Origin of the sequence: Nannocystis sp. RBIL2 (assembly GCF_026626745.1) — a bacterium.
Classification (GTDB): Bacteria; Myxococcota_A; Polyangia; order Nannocystales; family Nannocystaceae; genus Nannocystis.
Window position 1 is genome coordinate 6,040,464 of the sequence record NZ_JAPNJW010000002.1, and the last position, 15,652, is coordinate 6,056,115.

At 71.0% G+C, this 15,652-nt stretch carries 16 protein-coding genes; 5 read left to right on the forward strand and 11 right to left on the reverse strand.

Annotation, left to right across the window (positions count from 1 at the left end; all coding sequences use genetic code 11):
- Positions 1 to 223: 223 nt before the first annotated feature.
- Positions 224 to 826: a CoA pyrophosphatase gene (locus OV090_RS48745; protein ID WP_267711986.1), complete on the reverse strand. Its 603-nt coding sequence runs from the start codon at positions 824 to 826 to the stop codon at positions 224 to 226.
- Positions 827 to 846: 20 nt separating this feature from the next.
- Positions 847 to 2,232, reverse strand: a complete 1,386-nt coding sequence (locus OV090_RS48750; protein ID WP_267711987.1) for an amidohydrolase family protein — start codon at positions 2,230 to 2,232, stop codon at positions 847 to 849.
- Positions 2,233 to 2,298: 66 nt separating this feature from the next.
- On the opposite strand from OV090_RS48750, the gene OV090_RS48755 reads away from it, so the two are divergent.
- From OV090_RS48755 to rimK, 5 genes are all read left to right on the forward strand, one after another.
- The gene (locus tag OV090_RS48755; protein ID WP_267711988.1) at positions 2,299 to 2,703 is read left to right on the forward strand and encodes a YkgJ family cysteine cluster protein; all 405 of its coding nucleotides are present in this window, start codon (positions 2,299 to 2,301) and stop codon (positions 2,701 to 2,703) included.
- 3 nt (positions 2,704 to 2,706) lie between these two features.
- Positions 2,707 to 3,324 (forward strand): hypothetical protein, encoded by a 618-nt coding sequence (locus tag OV090_RS48760; RefSeq protein ID WP_267711990.1) that lies wholly within the window; start codon positions 2,707 to 2,709, stop codon positions 3,322 to 3,324.
- Between the two features lie 155 nt (positions 3,325 to 3,479).
- The gene (locus tag OV090_RS48765; protein WP_267711991.1) at positions 3,480 to 3,905 is read left to right on the forward strand and encodes a hypothetical protein; all 426 of its coding nucleotides are present in this window, start codon (positions 3,480 to 3,482) and stop codon (positions 3,903 to 3,905) included.
- Between the two features lie 154 nt (positions 3,906 to 4,059).
- Complete coding sequence (locus OV090_RS48770) at positions 4,060 to 4,512, forward strand: RimK/LysX family protein (RefSeq protein ID WP_267711992.1); 453 nt, start codon at positions 4,060 to 4,062, stop codon at positions 4,510 to 4,512.
- The gene (rimK, locus tag OV090_RS48775) at positions 4,509 to 5,420 is read left to right on the forward strand and encodes a 30S ribosomal protein S6--L-glutamate ligase (RefSeq protein WP_267711993.1); all 912 of its coding nucleotides are present in this window, start codon (positions 4,509 to 4,511) and stop codon (positions 5,418 to 5,420) included. Before OV090_RS48770 ends, rimK begins: the two co-directional genes overlap by 4 nt.
- A 772-nt stretch (positions 5,421 to 6,192) precedes the next feature.
- On the opposite strand, the gene OV090_RS48780 is transcribed toward rimK, so the two are convergent.
- The 9 genes from OV090_RS48780 to OV090_RS48820 form a co-directional block, all read right to left on the reverse strand.
- Positions 6,193 to 6,528, reverse strand: coding sequence for an ATP synthase F0 subunit C (locus tag OV090_RS48780; RefSeq protein ID WP_267711994.1), 336 nt, complete (start codon positions 6,526 to 6,528; stop codon positions 6,193 to 6,195).
- 41 nt (positions 6,529 to 6,569) lie between these two features.
- Positions 6,570 to 7,358 carry a F0F1 ATP synthase subunit A gene (atpB, locus tag OV090_RS48785; protein ID WP_267711995.1) on the reverse strand — a complete coding sequence of 263 codons (789 nt, stop codon included), beginning with the start codon at positions 7,356 to 7,358 and terminating at the stop codon, positions 6,570 to 6,572.
- 2 nt (positions 7,359 to 7,360) lie between these two features.
- Positions 7,361 to 7,777: an ATP synthase subunit I gene (locus OV090_RS48790; RefSeq protein WP_267711996.1), complete on the reverse strand. Its 417-nt coding sequence runs from the start codon at positions 7,775 to 7,777 to the stop codon at positions 7,361 to 7,363.
- A gap of 2 nt (positions 7,778 to 7,779) precedes the next feature.
- A complete protein-coding gene (locus tag OV090_RS48795; protein WP_267711997.1) occupies positions 7,780 to 8,088 on the reverse strand; it encodes an AtpZ/AtpI family protein in 309 nt (102 codons plus the stop codon).
- Positions 8,089 to 8,103: 15 nt separating this feature from the next.
- Positions 8,104 to 9,453 (reverse strand): glutamate-1-semialdehyde 2,1-aminomutase, encoded by a 1,350-nt coding sequence (gene hemL, locus OV090_RS48800; protein ID WP_267711998.1) that lies wholly within the window; start codon positions 9,451 to 9,453, stop codon positions 8,104 to 8,106.
- 47 nt (positions 9,454 to 9,500) lie between these two features.
- Complete coding sequence (gene gyrA, locus OV090_RS48805) at positions 9,501 to 12,113, reverse strand: DNA gyrase subunit A (RefSeq protein WP_267711999.1); 2,613 nt, start codon at positions 12,111 to 12,113, stop codon at positions 9,501 to 9,503.
- 886 nt (positions 12,114 to 12,999) lie between these two features.
- The gene (locus OV090_RS48810) at positions 13,000 to 14,025 is read right to left on the reverse strand and encodes an aldo/keto reductase (RefSeq protein WP_267712000.1); all 1,026 of its coding nucleotides are present in this window, start codon (positions 14,023 to 14,025) and stop codon (positions 13,000 to 13,002) included.
- A gap of 289 nt (positions 14,026 to 14,314) precedes the next feature.
- Positions 14,315 to 14,494 (reverse strand): hypothetical protein, encoded by a 180-nt coding sequence (locus OV090_RS48815; protein WP_267712001.1) that lies wholly within the window; start codon positions 14,492 to 14,494, stop codon positions 14,315 to 14,317.
- A 327-nt stretch (positions 14,495 to 14,821) separates the two neighbouring features.
- Positions 14,822 to 15,577 (reverse strand): EI24 domain-containing protein, encoded by a 756-nt coding sequence (locus OV090_RS48820; protein ID WP_267712002.1) that lies wholly within the window; start codon positions 15,575 to 15,577, stop codon positions 14,822 to 14,824.
- Between the last annotated feature and the right edge of the window lie 75 nt (positions 15,578 to 15,652).

A 15,652-nucleotide genomic window follows, 5' to 3' on the forward strand; every position in this document is an offset into this window, starting at 1 on the left:
TGAGGGACAGGTGGTGGAGCGGCCCCAGCGCGGGCGGGCGAAGTTTCTTGGCTGTCTCGAGGGTCAGGTGATGGACCAGCCGCGGTGGGTTTTCTCGCCAGAACTTCGGGACTGTCTTGAGGGACATGTGATGGCGCGACCGGGGGGGCGCCTGGTTCGTTCGCCGGCGGTTCGGGGCGTGGCTCGCGGTCTTCCGCGGGCCCGGCTTTCGGGACAGGTTGCTTCACGGCGCCTCTGGCGGGCGGGCGGGCGCGAGGTCGAGCCGTTGCAAAAGATCGTAGACGATGCGGGCCGTCGCGCCCCACAGCGGGGGTTCGTGGATCTGGAACTCGTGCAGCTCGTAGCGCTGGCCCTGCCACTCGCGCTCGCCGGCGAAGCGGTAGACGGCGGGGTCGGAGACGCGGCGCAGCGAGGGCATGAGGACGGCGGTGACCTCGGCCTCGGCGTGGGTGGGGACGAAGGGGCCGTCGACCAGGCCGACGAAGGGGATGATGACGTAGCCGGTGGGGACCGGGACGGGGTGGAGGCGGCCGAGCACGGTGACGCGGCCGGGCGGCAGGGCGACCTCCTCCCAGGCCTCGCGCAGGGCGGTGGCGACGAGGTCGGCGTCCTCGGGGTCGGGCTTGCCGCCGGGGAAGGCGAGCTGGCCGGGGTGGCTGCGCAGGTTGCCGGCGCGCTCGATGAGGAGGAGGCGCGGGCCGTCGCCGGGTGTCTCTTCGACCAGGATCGGGGCGAGCACGGCGGCGTGGCGGAATGGCGCGGGATCGGGCAGCGGGCTGCCGATCGCGTCGAGTCGCAGGCTGAGGTCGCGCGGGAGAGAGGACACGCGCGCGGAAGTTTGGCACATCACCAGGCGGGCGGCCGCACCGGTCGGCCGCCTTGCACGACCAGCGCGGGGCGCTCGAGCACGCGGATGTCGGCCAGCGGGTCGCCGTCGACGACCACGAGGTCGGCGACGTAGCCGGGCTTGACCTGGCCGAGGTCGCGCAGGCCGAGCAGCTCGGCGGCGTTCCTGGTGGCGGCGACGATGGCGTCCTTCGGGGCCATGCCGAGGTCGACCATGACCGAGAACTCGCGGGCGTTGTCGCCGTGAGGGAAGACGCCGGCGTCGGTGCCGAAGGCGATCTTCACGCCGGCCTTGGCGGCGCGGGCGAAGCTGTCACGCATGCGCGGGGCGATGAACTTGGCCTTGGCGGCGCTGTCGGCCGCGAGCTTGCCGCCGTCGGCGGCCTGCTCGATGACGCGACCGACGTAGACGGTGGGCACGAGGAAGGTGCCCTTCTTCTTCATCATGGCGATCGCGTCGGCGTCGAGCAGGCTGCCGTGCTCGATGCTGTGGACGCCGGCGCGCACGGCGTCCTTGATGCCCTCGGTGCCGTGCGCGTGGGCGGCGACCTTGCGCCCGGCGCGGGCGGCCTCGTCGACGATCGCGACCAGCTCGGCCGGGGTGAGCTGCGGGTCGCCGGCGCCGTCGCCCGAGCTGAGCACGCCGCCGGTGGCGCAGACCTTGATCACGTCGGCGCCGAGCTTGATCTGGTGGCGCACTGCCTTGCGCACCTCGTCAGGGCCGTCGGCGATGCCGGCGCGGAAGTCGGGCGGGCCGCCGAAGACGTCGGGGCGCAGGCCGTTGGTGTCGTCGCAGTGGCCGCCGGTGATGCCGATGGCGTGGTTGGCGGCGACGATCCGCGGGCCGCTGATCCGGCCGGCAGTGATGGCGTCGCGCAGGCTGCGGATGGCGAAGGTGCCGCCGACGTCGCGCACGGTGGTGAAGCCGGCCAGGAGGGTGGTGCGCGCGTGGGCTGCGCCGCGCAAGGCGAGGTCGGCGTCGCTCTCCTGGACCTCGCGCATGACGCCCTCGGCGTGCGAGGGGGCCATCTCGCTCAGCAAGTGGGTGTGGGCGTCGATGAGGCCGGGCAGGAGGGTGCGGCCGCCGAGGTCGATGACTGCGGCGCCGGCGGGGGTGGCGAGGCTCTTGCCGATCTCGGCGATCCGCCCGCCGCGGACGAGGACGTCGACGCCGACCTGCGGGGCGCCGCCGCTGCCGTCGATGAGCCGGGCGTTGCGCAGCAAGAGGGCCTCGGCATGGGCTGTCTCTGGGGACATGTCACTGGCGCGCACCACGGGGGCGTCGCGGTCGGGGATCGGACAGACGGCCACGGGCGCGGGCGGAGGCGCGGGGCTCGCGGCGCAGGCGGGGAGGAGGGCGCAGGCGAGGAGCAGGCGGGGCGACACGCGGGGATGATGCCACGCCGGCGGGGGCTCGACGCGGACGGCGAGCGCGGCGATAGTCGCGGCCGGATGGCGACGCCCCCCGAAACCGAGTGGCCCTACGAGGTGTCCGAGTTCGCGTGCCATCGCTGCGGCAACTGCTGCCGCGGCGACGGCGACGTGGCGCTGACCCCGGACGACGTGACTCGGCTGGCCGCCCACGCAGGGCTCACGGCGGAGGCGTACCTGGCCCGCTTCACGTGGCAGCGCGAGGACGGGTCGACCTGTCTGATCGACCAGGGTGACGCGCTGCGCTCGTGCGTGTACCTCACGCCCGAGAACAGCTGCCAGGTCCACGCGCTCAAGCCGACGCAGTGCGTGGGCTTCCCGATGAAGTGGCGGCCGAGCGACGCGCTCGAGATCTGCGCCGGCCTGCGCGCTGCGGCGGGGTTGCCGTACCCGACGCGGCGGACGATGAACCGGCGCACGGGATAATCGATGGCCCGCAGGCAGGACCTCCCGGCCGGGGCGGTGGCGCCGCTGTTCTGGCTGTTCACTCTGGTGTTCGCGGCGATGGTGCTGTCGCGGTTCGACGGCTTCGGCGGGCAGATCCCGGCGCCGGCCCACGCGGCGATGCTGTGGGCCTGCTTCCCGCTGTTGCTGGTCGCCGGCGCGATCGAGGGTCGCATCGACTACGGCGAGCACGCGCGGCGGATGCCGCTGTGGATGGCGATCGACTCGCGGCCGGTGCGCTACACGTTCGCGCTGGCGCTCACCTACCTCGGGCTGGTGGCGATGCAGACGTTCGAGGTGTCGCTCGGGGTGGTCGACCCGCGCGCGCCCGCCGAGTGGCCGCCGACGCAGCGGCTGTTGTGGTTCCTCGGGTTCTCGTTCGGCATGGGCTTCGCCAATTACCTGGCGGCCGCCGGGGCGTTGATCCCCGGGCTGCGAGTGCTGACGGCGCCCTTTTCGCGCCTGCCTTCGCCGGTCGGACTCGGCCTGTTGCTGGCGCTCGGGCTCGGCCTCGCAGCGGCGGCGTTCGAGCTGCTCGCGTTCGGGCCCGACGTGCGCGCCGGCGTCGCCCAGGCGGGCGCCCGCACGTGGCAACCAGAGTAGCCGGCGGGGCCGCCGACGGCTGGCGACGGGTGTTGCGGTCGAGATCGGTGTTCCGATCGATAACTGAATAATTTCAAGGAGAAGCGCGACGGCGCGGAGATTGAACAGGGGGCGGCATCCCGGTCCAGCAGCGGACCACAAAAGGATCCATAGCCATGTCGTTCATCACCCGTATTCGCACGCTCACCCTCACCGCCCTCACCGCCGCGATCGTCGTCGCGCCCGGTTGTGACGATGCCGCCACGTACGAGGCGCTCGGCGTGACGGTCGAGGACCTCGAGGTGATGTCCGCCGACGAGCTCGACGCGCTCGACGCGGAGCTCGAGCAGCTCGACCTCGCCGAGGAGCGGTTGGTGACCCACCGGCCGCACAAGCGCCCCGAGGGCCTGAAGGAGCTCCGCAACCCGCTCGTGTACACTCACACCGAGGGTCTCGGCGCCAACGAGGATCTGAAGATCCGGCCGCGCCCGACGCACGAGGGCGAGGTCCCCGCCCCGGCCTCCGACGCGTTCGCGGCCGAGCCCGACGAGCTCCCGCCGTGTGACACGCACGGTGAGGATGTCGAGTTCGCCGCGGAGTGAGCAGACACGTTCACGACCTCACCGAAGCGTGAGGTCGCACGCCCCCCGGAGCGCGCCACGGTCGCGCCCGGGGGGCGTGCGCTTGAAAGTATCATCGAGTTCGGCAAGCGTTAGCCGTGGCGCACGCGCCGACGAGGTGAACAGAGTGGTGGTGATGACGACGCTCGGGGTCGACGCCCTGGTTGTGCTCGGTTGGCGCGAATGGGTCGCGTTGCCAGATCTGGGGATCGGCGCGCTCAAGGTCAAGGTCGACACCGGCGCCCGCACCTCGGCCTTGCACGCGTTCGGCATCGAGAAGCTGCCCAACGCCAAGGTCCGCTTCCGCGTCCATCCGCACCAGAATCACGACGGCGAACACGTGGTGTCGGAGGCGACGCTGGTCGACGAGCGCGTGGTCCGGACGTCGGGCGGACACAGCGAGCTGCGACCGGTGGTGCAGACGACCCTCCGGGTCGGGATGCTCGAGTTCGCGGTCGAGCTCACGCTGTCGAACCGGGCGCTGCTCGGCTTTCGCATGCTGCTCGGGCGCGAGGCGGTGCGCGGGCGCTTCCTCGTCGACCCCCAGCGGAGCTACTGCTGCGGTCACAGGCTGCGGAGGGTGTCGTGAAGATCGCGATCTTGTCGCGCGACGCGTCGCTGTATTCGACCAGCCGGCTGCGCGAGGCGGCCGAACACCGCGGGCACGAGGTGAAGGTCGTCGACTACCTGCGCTGCTACATGAACATCACGTCGAGCCGGCCGCACGTGGTCTACCACGGCGAGGACCTCACCGACGTCGACGCGATCATCCCGCGGATCGGGGCGTCCAACACGTTCTACGGGACGGCGGTGGTGCGCCAGTTCGAGATGATGGGGGTGTTCACGCCGAACCGCTCGCAGGCCATCTCGCGCTCGCGCGACAAGCTGCGGTCGATGCAGATCCTGGCGGCGAAGGGGATCGGGCTGCCGGTCACGGGGTTCGGCCACTCGATCAAGGATATCGAGGGCCTGCTCGAGGTGATCGGCGGGCCGCCGGTGGTGGTGAAGATGCTCGAGGGCACGCAAGGCATCGGCGTGGTCCTGGCCGACACGCCCGCAGCAGCGCGCAGCGTGATCGAGGCGTTCCGCGGGCTCGACGTCAACATCCTGGTCCAGGAGTTCGTCAAGGAGGCCGAGGGCGCCGACATCCGCGCGTTCGTGGTCGGCAACCGCGTGGTGGCAGCGATGAAGCGCCAGGGGGCGCCGGGCGAGTTCCGCTCGAACCTCCATCGCGGAGGCAAGGCGACGAAGATCAAGCTGACGCCGAAGGAGCGATCGACGGCGGTGCGGGCGGCGGGCATCCTCGGGCTCAAGGTGGCCGGCGTGGATATCCTCCGCAGCCGCCGCGGGCCGGTGGTGCTCGAGGTGAACTCGTCTCCGGGGCTCGAGGGGATCGAGCGCACGACCGAGATCGACGTCGCGGACTCGATCATCGCTTACATCGAGCGGTCGGTAGCGGGGGCGGACAAGAAGAGCGAGACGCCTAGTCCTTACTGAGCTCGGCTTTGTAGAAGCCCGGCGAGCTGGGGGGAGTGCTTCGCGAATTGCCGACTGCGCCTCGCGGGGGGTCCGGGGAAGGTCCGGCCGCGAGTTAACCGGCCGGATGCGCGCTCGTGCCTCGCACCCATCCTGCCTCTAATTCGCGGCCGGCCCTTCCCCGGACCCCTGGCACGGCTGCAGTCGTGAGAGGCGGACTCGCCGTCGTGGGCTTCGATTGGAGATGGCCTTTGGAGCAGGTCGGCGGCGCCGGTTCGACGGCCAGGGCTGGCCGTCGAACCGACGCTTTCTCGCGACAATAACGGCGTGTCATTGCCGCGCGGCGAGCTCGCGCGGTGGGTGGCTCGGGGGCGAGGAGTCGTCGGGCTGCAACGAGCTCGCGTCGGGGCGACAAGCGACTCCGGGGCGACGAGGCGTCGCGCCGGAATGAACTCGCCTCGGCGCGACGAACTCGCGTCGGGGCGACAAGCGACTCGGACGCGACGAGCCGTCGCACTGCGACGAGCTCGCATCGGTCCGACGGGCGACCGGAAGCGACGAGATGTCGCGCTGACGACGAGTTCGCGTAAGGGCGACGGGCGACTCGGGCTCGACGAGGTCTCGGCGCGTAGCGCAGGGCCTTGCTGCGACGCGATAGACGGATGTCTCTCGGTACATGTCTCGCGGGACATGCTCTCAGAAGCAGATGCGACCAAAGCACGAAGCCCCGCGGACGGGGTCGTCCGAGGGGCTCGGGGAGCGCCGAAGAGCCGGGGCGCGGCTCGGGACGGGCTCAGCCGATGGTCGGGGCGACGTAGCCGCCGAGGGTGAAGGCGATGATCAGCGCGAAGATGACCAGCGACTCGATGAAGGCGAGGCCGAGGAGCATCGGGACGAGGACCTTGCCGGCGCTGTTCGGGTTGCGGCAGATACCCTCGAGGGCGGCCGCGACGGCGCGACCCTGGCCCAGGCCGCCGCCGAGGGCGGCGAGGCCGATGGCGATCGCCATGGCGAAGCCGTAGATCGAGCGCTCGGAGCCGGAGGTCTCGGCGGCGCCGGGAGCGGCGAGGACGATCGCGGGGACGAGGAAGGTGAACAGGAAGGAGGCGATCTTGGTGATGTTGCGCATGGGACAGCTCCGAAACGGCCAGGGCCGCGAGGACAGGGGGCTCAGTGCTCTTCGGCGTGCTCGACGGCGAGGCCGATGAAGATGATGGTCAGCAGGGTGAAGACGAGGGTCTGGACGATCGCCACGACCGTACCCAGCAGGAGGAACGGCAGCGGCACCAGCAGCGGCACCATCAGGGCGACCACGCCGACGACCTTGTGGTCGGCGACGATGTTGCCGGTGAGGCGCAAGGACAGCGAGACCGGGCGGGCCAGGTGGCTGACGATCTCGATCGGCAGGAACAGGAAGAACAGCCAGGGGAAGCCGCCGATCTTCGGCCCGAGGAAGTGCGCGAGGTAGCCGAAGCCGTTCCTCACCACGCCGGCGACGTTGTAGACGATGAAGACGATCAGCGCGAAGACGAGGTTGGTCTTCAGCGTGTCGGTCGGCGGCAACATGCCGGGGATCAGACCCTGGATGTTGCAGACGAAGATGAACAGCGCCAGCGAGCCGGTCAGGGGGAGGAACCGCTTGGCGTCCTCCTCGCCCATGACGTCGGCCGAGAGGTTGTAGACGGCGCCGACGAAGCCGTCGACCATCGCCGCCAGGCCGAAGTTGCGCGGCGGGATCACCCCGCGCGAGCTGTCCTGCAGGCTGGCGCGGTAGCGCAGCGCGGCGATGATCAGGAACACGAAGGCGAGGAGGGCCCCCGCGACGTGTACCAGCGTGAAGTGCGTGGCACCGAAGATCAGGAACGCCTTGTCACGGGCCAGATGCTCGGCGGCGCTGGACTCCAAGTGCGCCCAGAACTCGGGCATCAGGAGCGTGTACCAACTGTCGTGATCACCCATGTTCAGGCGTCCGGTTCGGGATCGTCGCGGGAGAGGTCGGCGCGGCTCTGAAGGGCCGCCAGGCAGAAGGCGGCCAGGGCCACCAGGACCCCTGCTGCGAGCCCCTCAGGTCGGCCGGGCATGTACCAAAGGACGGCGACGGTCGCAAGAGCAGCGACCGGCCAGCGCACCAGCGCAAGACCGACTCCGCCGGCCCCGCCGGCCCCCCGCTGCGGGTCGGCCTGGACCTCGGCCACCAGACGCACCACGGCCCGCGCGAGCGAGCCGAGGTTGACGAAGCCGATCAGAGCCCCCGCGACCACGCTCCACGCCTGCTCCGCGCCCGCCAGCGCGGCCGCCGAACCGGCCGCGATCACGGTGAGCGTGAGCGTCCACAAATACACGCGGCGCCGCACGAGATCCCAGGTGCCTGCGCGCACGACTACCGGACCTCGGGATCGTCAGTCGACTCGTGACTTTGCCCCGCGGCCCGCTCCTCGGCCTCGATGCGGGCGCTGAACTTGCGGGCCGTGCGGACGATCGCCACGGCGGCGGCGCCGATGCCGACGCCCAGGCCGATGTACGTGGTCCACGGGGCCCAGTGCGTGACGTGGCGCTCGAGCCACATGCCGCCGAACGCCCCGATGGCGATCGCCACGGCCATCTCGATGCCGACCGAGCCGGCCTCGGCGAGCACGAACCACCGCCCCTGCTGCTTGAGGAGCGGCTCTCTCTTGCGACGCTCGGTCATGGCGAATCCCCTCCGCTAGCCGTAGCGACGGGCGACCGCGGCGAAGGCGGCCTCGGCGGCCGAGAGGGTGTGGTCGAGGGCCGCGGCGTCGTGGGCGAGCGAGACAAAGCTGGCCTCGAATTGCGACGGCGCCAGGTAGACGCCGCAGGTCAGCATCTCGCGGTGGAATTCGGCGAACGCGCCGAGGTCGCTGGCCTTGGCGTCGTCGTAGTCGTGGACCTCCCCCTCGCGGAAGAAGCCGGTGAACATGGCCCCGACGCGGTTCATCACCACCGGGACGCCGGCCTTGGCGGCCCGCGCCGACAGGCCGGCGGCCAGGGCGGCGGAGGTCGCCTCGAGGGCGGCGTACGGGTCGTCGCGGGCGAGGATCTGCAGGGTCGCGAGGCCGGCGGCGACCGCGACCGGGTTCCCGCTGAGGGTGCCGGCCTGGTAGACCGGGCCCAGCGGGGCGACGTGCTGCATGATGTCGCGCCGGCCGCCGTAGGCGCCGACCGGCATCCCGCCGCCGACGATCTTGCCGAGGCAGACGAGGTCGGGGGTGACGCCGTAGCGCTGGCCGGCGCCGCCGAGGGCGACGCGGAAGCCGGTCATGACCTCGTCGAACACCAGGACCACGCCCTCGCGGGTGCACAGGTCGCGCAGCGCCTGCAGGTAGCCCGGGCGCGGGGGCACGCAGCCCATGTTGCCGGGGACCGGCTCGACGATGATGGCGGCGACGTGGCCGCGGTGCTGCTCGAGCACCTGCTCGACCGCGTCGACGCTGTTGAAGGGGACGGTGAGGGTGTCGGCGACGGTGGCCGCGGGCACGCCCTCCGAGCCGGGGATGCCGAGGGTCGCGGCCCCCGAGCCGGCGGCGACCAGCAGGAAGTCGGCGTGGCCGTGGTAGCCGCCGTCGATCTTGACGATCTTGCTGCGGCCGGTGAACCCGCGGGCCAGGCGCAGCGCGCTCATGGTCGCCTCGGTGCCCGAGGAGACCAGGCGGACCATGCCGCCCTGCAGCGCCGGGACCAGCCGGCACAGCAGCTCGGCGAACTCGACCTCGCCGGCCGTACATGCCCCGAAGGACAGACCGTCACGGGCGGCGCGGCAGACCGCGTCGACCACCTCGGGGTGGGCGTGGCCGAGGATCGCCGGGCCCCAGGTGCCGACGTAGTCGACCAGGGTGACGCCGTCCTCCGTCAGCAGGTAGGGCCCGCGGGCGGCGCGGATGAACGGCGGGTCGCCGCCCACGGCCTTGAACGCGCGCACCGGGCTGTTGACGCCGCCGGGGATGACGAACTGGGCGGCGTTGAAGAGCGCGCGGCTGTTGGCGCCGGCCCGGCCGTCGCCGGGGATCTGGGTCCAGAACTCGGGCGTGGTGCTCATCGCTGTCCTTCAGGCCAGGTGCCTCGGAACATGTCCGCAGGGGCAGTTTACTCTTCGCCGCCCTCGTCGCCGGCGGGCTCGTCGCCGACGACCTCGTCGCCGACGGGGGCCTCGACGACCTCACCGACCTCCTCGCCGGCCTCCTCCTCGCGGTCGAGGATGCGCTCGACGGCGACCACCCGCTCTTCCTCGCCGATGCGGATGATGCGGACGCCCTGGGTGTTGCGGCCGATCTCGCTGATCGAGGCGGCGGTGGTGCGGATGACCTTGCCGCGGCTGGTGACGACCATGACGTGGTCGTCGGCGTCGACGCGGAGGGAGGCGACCACCGGGCCGTTGCGCTCGGTGACCTTGATCGTGATGATGCCGAGGCCGGCGCGGTTCTGGACCTTGTAGTCCGAGGCGGCGGTGCGCTTGCCGTAGCCCTTGGCGCACATGGTGAGGATCGAGCCCTCGGTCTCGGGCTCGAGCACGGCCATGCTGACGACGGCGTCGCCCTCGCGCAGGTCCTGGCCGCGCACGCCGCGGGCGGTGCGGCCCATCGGACGCACGTCGTCTTCGGTGAAGCGGATCGCCATGCCCTGGGCCGAGGTCAGCATGATCTGCTGCTTGCCGTTGGTCAGGCGCGCGTCGATCAGCTGGTCGCCGTCCTCGATGGTGACGGCGATGATGCCGGTCGAGCGGATGTTGGCGAACTCGTCGAGCGCGGTGCGCTTGATGTAGCCCTGCTGCGAGCACATCACGACGTAGAAGTGGCCGCCCTCGAGGTCCTCGTCGCGGTACGGGACCATGCCGAGCACGCGCTCGCCGTCGCGCAGGTCGAGGAAGTTGACCAGCGCCTTGCCGGCGTGGTCGCGGCGACCGGCCGGCAGCTCGAACACGCGGGTGCGGAACACCCGGCCGGTGTTGGTGAACATCAGCACGTGGGCGTGGGTGCTCGCCTCGAACAGCTCGACCACGAAGTCGGCGGCGTCGCGGCCGACTCCGCCCTTGACGCCGGTGCCGCCGCGGCCCTGGACCCGGTACTCGCCGACCGGTAGGCGCTTGATGTAGCCGTTGTTCGTCAGCATGACGATCATCGGCTCGTCGGCGACCAGGTCGATCGGCTCGATCTCCGAGTCGTCGTCGACGATCTCCGTGCGGCGGTCGTCGCCGTACTCGTCGCGGATGCCGACCAGCTCGCCGCGGATCACCTGCATCAACATCGCGTCGGAGGCGAGGATGCTCTGCAGGTAGGCGATCGTGGCGGACAGCTCCTTGTACTCGCCCTCGACCTTCTCGCGCTCGAGGCCGGTGAGCCGCTGCAGGCGCATGTCGAGGATCGCCTTGGCCTGGTTCGGCTTGAGGTGGTACGGCCTGCCCTTCGCGGCCTCGACCTCGGCCTCGGGCCGGCCGCAGCGGGCCAGGAAGCCGGAGAAGCCGTGCAGCGGCTCGGCGCACAGGGCCTCGCGCGCGGCGTCCGGGTCGGGCGCGGCGCGGATGATGGCGATGATGCGGTCGATCGCGTCGATCGCGACGCCGATGCCCTCGACGATCTCGCGCCGCTCGGCCGCCTTGCGCAGCTCGTAGCGCGAGCGGCGGGTCACCACCTCGCGCCGGTGGTCGATGAAGTGCGTCAGGCACTCGTGCAGGCTCAGCACCTGCGGGCGACCGCCGGCGATGGCGATCATGTTGACGCCGAAGCTGACCTGCAGGTCGCTCGACTTGTAGAGCGAGTTGAGGACGACCTGGGCCGAGGCGTCGCGCTTGACCTGAATCCAGATCCGCATGCCCGTGCGGTCGGAGTAGTCCTGCAGGTCGCTGATGCCCTCGAGCTTCTTCTCGCGCACGAGCTCGGCGATGTGGCTGATGAGCCGCACCTTGTTGACCTGGTAGGGGATCTCGTGGACGATGATCGCCTCGCGGCCCTTCTCGTCCTCTTCGATCGTGCACTTGGCCCGCAAGGTGAGGCTGCCGCGGCCGGTGGCGTAGGCCTGGCGGATGCCGGCGCGGCCGATGATCTGACCGCCGGTCGGGAAGTCAGGGCCGGAGACGATCTGCAGCAGATCGCGGGGCGGCAGCTTGGGGTCGTCGACCAGGGCGATGCAGGCGTCCACGATCTCCCGCAAGTTGTGCGGCGGGATGTTGGTCGCCATGCCGACGGCGATGCCGACCGCTCCGTTGAGGAGGAGGTTCGGGATCTTGGTCGGCAGGACCGTCGGCTCGAACTCCTTGTCGTCGTAGTTCGGCGCCCAGCCGACGGTCTCCTTGTCGAGGTCGGCCAGCAGCTCCGAGGTGAGCCGCTTCATGCGGACCTCGGTGTAACGCATGGCCGCCGGCGCGTCGCCGTCGATCGAGCCGAAGTTGCCCTGGCCGTCGACCAGCGGGTACCGCATGGCGAAGTCCTGGGCCAGGCGGACCAGCGCGTCGTACACCGAGGCGTCGCCGTGCGGGTGGTACTTGCCGATGACGTCGCCGACGACGCGCGCGGACTTCTTGTAAGGCTGCGCGTGGGTGTTGCGCAGCTGGTCCATCGCGTACAGCACCCGGCGGTGAACCGGCTTGAGGCCGTCGCGCACGTCCGGCAGCGCGCGCGAGATGATGACGCTCATGGCGTAGTCCAAGAAGGAACTACGCATCTCGTCTTCGATGTTGATGCCCGTCTTCTGCTCGCTCGCCATACGCCGTGAGGGGCGGGAGGATAGCGCGGGCCGTCCGACGCGGCTACGCGCTTTTGCCGGCCGCTGCAGGCCCCGGCGGCGCCCCCCGCGCCCCGGCGGTGCCCGGCCCTCCAGCGCCTTCGCAGGGGCCCGCAGCGGCGGTCTGTGAGGCCGTCGCCGCAGATGCGCCGCCTCACGAAGCGCGCCAGCGCCTGCGGGCGGGAAATTCACGCGTAGTCACGGAGTTTTGCCGCGCGCGCGCCGGGTCAGCGGCCCGGCGGTGGGGGATCGCCGGGCGGGAATGGGCGACCGGGGCCCCGCGGTTGTTCACGCGGCCGGGCGGCCCGTTGCGGCTTGTAAGGCCCCGCGGCCTGCCCCAGCATCGAAAATGAGGAGGTACCGGAATGGAATCGACCTGGTTCGTCGTCGCGGATCGCAGTCAGGCCCTGGTCTTCGAGGTCAACGGCTCACGCATGAAGCCCACGCTGACCCCGATCGAGACGCTGGAGAGTCCGGAACGCCCGCGGTACGAGCGGCGCGGCGGTCAGAGCAGCGCGTCGGGCCGGCGCGACCTTGTCAGCGAGACCCGCGGCGCGGCTGAGGAGCAAGACTCGAAGTTCGTGCGCCAGATCGTCGAGCGGCTGACTCAGGCCCAGCACCAGCGCCAGTTCGGCCGCCTGGTCATCGCCGCCCCGGCCGACTCGTCGGCCGCCTGCGCGAGGTCGCCAGAGGCCCCCTGCAGAAGTCCGTGGTCCGCGAGATCATCGGCGACTACACCAACGACTCGGTCCAGGCGCTGCAAGAGCGGGCGCGCCGGCACGAGTGGCTGCACTGAGACAGTCTTTTCGGACATGATGAAAGGGACAGGTCCTCGGGGACCTGTCCCTTTTTCGCGCGCGGGGCCCGACTACCAGCGGCCCTGGATGTTGCGGATCATCGCGTAGGGGTAGGGCAGCGGGCTGGCCGAGGCCTCGTCGAGGGCGCGCAGCTGCTCGCCCGACAGCTTGAGGTCGGCGGCCTTGAGGTTGTCGCGCAGCTGATCTTCGGTGCGGGCGCCGAAGATGCAGGAGGTGACGCCCGGCTTGTGCAGCAGCCACGCGAGCGCGACCTGCGACGGCGTGGCGCCGAGCTCGGCGGCGGCGGCCTTGACCGCGGCGATGGTCCGCCAGTTGCGGTCGTTGTCGAAGCCGGCGAGCCGCTCCTTCCACTTCTCGAGCCGGGTCCCGGGCGGCGGCGGCGCGCCGCGCTCGATCTTGCCGGACAGGAAGCCGCCGCCGAGCGGCGACCACGGCAAGATGCCGAGGCCGTGGCGCACGCACGCGGGCACGAGCTCGAGCTCGAGGTCGCGGACGATCAGGCTGTACTGCGCCTGCAAGCTGACGAACCGCTCGAGGTGCTTGGCCTCGCTGGTGTAGATGCTCTCGACCAGGCGGTAGGCGGCGTAGTTGCTGCAGCCGATGTAGAGCACCTTGCCGGCGCGGATCAGGTCGTCCAGCGCGCGCAGGGTCTCCTCCTCCGGCGTGTCGCTGTCCTGCATGTGGATCTGGTAGAGATCGATGCGGTCGGTCTGCAGCCGGCGCAGCGAGTCGTCGACGCAGCGGACGATCCGCCGCCGCGAGGCGCCGGTGCCGTTGGCGCCCTTGCTCATGCGGAAGCGGAACTTGGTCGCCAGCACGACCTCGTCGCGCCGCTTGGTGTCGGCGAACCACTTGCCGATCACGCGCTCGCTGAGGCCGTCCTGGCCGTACACGTCGGCGGTGTCCCAGAAGTTGACACCTGCCTCGAGGGCCAGGTTCATGATGCGGAACGAGGTCGCCTCGTCGCACCCGACCTTGTGCATGAACGAGTTCTCGTCGGCCTCGCCGAACGTCATCGTGCCGAGGCACAGCGTCGACACCGACAGGCCGCTGCGGCCGAGATTGCGGTACTCCATGGGTCCTCCCCCCGCGCGGTCGCGGGCGGGTGGACTCTACGAGCGGCCAGGGCCGGTCTGACGCGCGGCGCCGACCGAAGGTGATCGGTCGGCGCCATGCGACGAGGCGACGAGGCAGCAGCCTCTACAGTGGAGGTGACAGCCCGGAGCGGACGGGAGTCCGCGCGTTCGGGCTGGGCGTTTGTGGTCCGGCGCGCGGCCCCGAACGCAGGGACCGCACCCGGAGACGGGGTGGATGGCGAGGTCTGGCGCCTACAGGTGAAGGCGGCCAGGGCGGGAGAACAGCGGTCTAGGCGCTGTCACGACGGGCGCCGAGCTTGCCCGGCGCGGCAGGAGCCGGGGCTTCTGCGCTGTCGTTGGCGGGCCAGGTGTGGGCAAGCCCCAGAGCCAGGCGGGCACCAACCTGCGGAAAGGCGTACTGCACCTTGAGGCACAGGTAAACCCAGGGAACTTCGGTCTTCGCGGACATGGCGGCTCCAGGGGGGGCAGGTCTGTAACAGCAAGAAGCTTGCCAAGCACGCGGAGCGCCAATTTGCCGAGAACGGGCCGTCAGGACACCCTCCGCGCCGACATAGCGGTGTTCATCCCACGTCGTAAGCACAGGGCTGAAAGGCCACGTGACAGCGGTCAGCCTGGGGGGGCGCGTCCACGCCCCTCAGGGGCCTGACGAACGCGGTTCGAGCGCTGTCCCGATCGCGGACCCCGGGCCTTCAGCGAGGGCTGTCAGCGACCTGATCTTTGGGACAGGTCTCGGACGGTCGCCCGGACATGCGTCCGATCGTCCCCGCGGACACGATCAGCGCGCTGATTCCGCCTCGAGCTCGTCGGCGACGACCGCGGCGACCGCCGCCTGCGCTAGACCAAAAAGCAGAGGGCCCACGAACGGGAGCGCCATGACCGCGACCCATGGCAGACCAAAACCCACAAGGGTCCCGCGGTGCGCCCGCACGAGGGTCTTCTGATGCGAGTAGTCGCGGCCGGTCCGCTCGAAGTACGGGTCCAGCAGCTCCCAGGTGAAGGTCCGGGCGGCGTACCACAGCTGCAGCGGCGGCCCGAGCAGCGGCCCGACGAAGGGCACGAGGGTGAGGCCGAACAGGACCACGGTGACGCCGAGGAAGTAGAGGGCGCGACGGAGGCTGCCGAGCGTCGAGGCCACGAACCCGAGCTCCGCCGACCGCTCGAGCCGGGCCGCCAGCGCCGGGCTGGTCGCCCGCATGCCCGCCATGAACACGCCGTCGGCCAGGAACGGGAGGCCGATGCTGACGACGAAGTACGACAGCATCGGCGCGGCGACCAGCGCCAGCAGTCCGCCGCCGATCCGCAGCGCCCATCTCCCGAGCCATGTCGTCCAGGACATGTCCCCATCGACAGGTACCATCCACCACAGGAGGCCGCCGAGCGCCACCGTCAACGCGACCGCGAGGACGACGAGGACGACCGCGAGGCGGGCGTAGGCGCGGCGGACCTCGGCGCTGGCGAGCGCGAGCTGGAGGCCGCGGACGGCCAGCTGGAGGCCGCGCGGGAGGCCGTGGGAGACGGCAGCAGAAGACATGGCTCGCGAGTAGCACGAATCTCCGGTCGGGGTCGCGCTTCGGGCGCAACAGCGCGAGAACGCGGTCTGCCGGCT

What these genes read in the sequence shown, in the direction of transcription:
- OV090_RS48770 (WP_267711992.1), top strand. Translation starts at nt 4,060, where the DNA reads ATGACGACGCTCGGGGTCGACGCCCTGGTTGTGCTCGGTTGGCGCGAA.
- atpB (WP_267711995.1), bottom strand. Translation starts at nt 7,358, where the DNA reads ATGGGTGATCACGACAGTTGGTACACGCTCCTGATGCCCGAGTTCTGG.
- OV090_RS48795 (WP_267711997.1), bottom strand. Translation starts at nt 8,088, where the DNA reads ATGACCGAGCGTCGCAAGAGAGAGCCGCTCCTCAAGCAGCAGGGGCGG.
- OV090_RS48815 (WP_267712001.1), bottom strand. Translation starts at nt 14,494, where the DNA reads ATGTCCGCGAAGACCGAAGTTCCCTGGGTTTACCTGTGCCTCAAGGTG.
- OV090_RS48780 (WP_267711994.1), bottom strand. Translation starts at nt 6,528, where the DNA reads ATGCGCAACATCACCAAGATCGCCTCCTTCCTGTTCACCTTCCTCGTC.
- hemL (WP_267711998.1), bottom strand. Translation starts at nt 9,453, where the DNA reads ATGAGCACCACGCCCGAGTTCTGGACCCAGATCCCCGGCGACGGCCGG.
- OV090_RS48810 (WP_267712000.1), bottom strand. Translation starts at nt 14,025, where the DNA reads ATGGAGTACCGCAATCTCGGCCGCAGCGGCCTGTCGGTGTCGACGCTG.
- OV090_RS48765 (WP_267711991.1), top strand. Translation starts at nt 3,480, where the DNA reads ATGTCGTTCATCACCCGTATTCGCACGCTCACCCTCACCGCCCTCACC.
- OV090_RS48760 (WP_267711990.1), top strand. Translation starts at nt 2,707, where the DNA reads ATGGCCCGCAGGCAGGACCTCCCGGCCGGGGCGGTGGCGCCGCTGTTC.
- OV090_RS48755 (WP_267711988.1), top strand. Translation starts at nt 2,299, where the DNA reads ATGGCGACGCCCCCCGAAACCGAGTGGCCCTACGAGGTGTCCGAGTTC.
- gyrA (WP_267711999.1), bottom strand. Translation starts at nt 12,113, where the DNA reads ATGGCGAGCGAGCAGAAGACGGGCATCAACATCGAAGACGAGATGCGT.
- OV090_RS48820 (WP_267712002.1), bottom strand. Translation starts at nt 15,577, where the DNA reads ATGTCTTCTGCTGCCGTCTCCCACGGCCTCCCGCGCGGCCTCCAGCTG.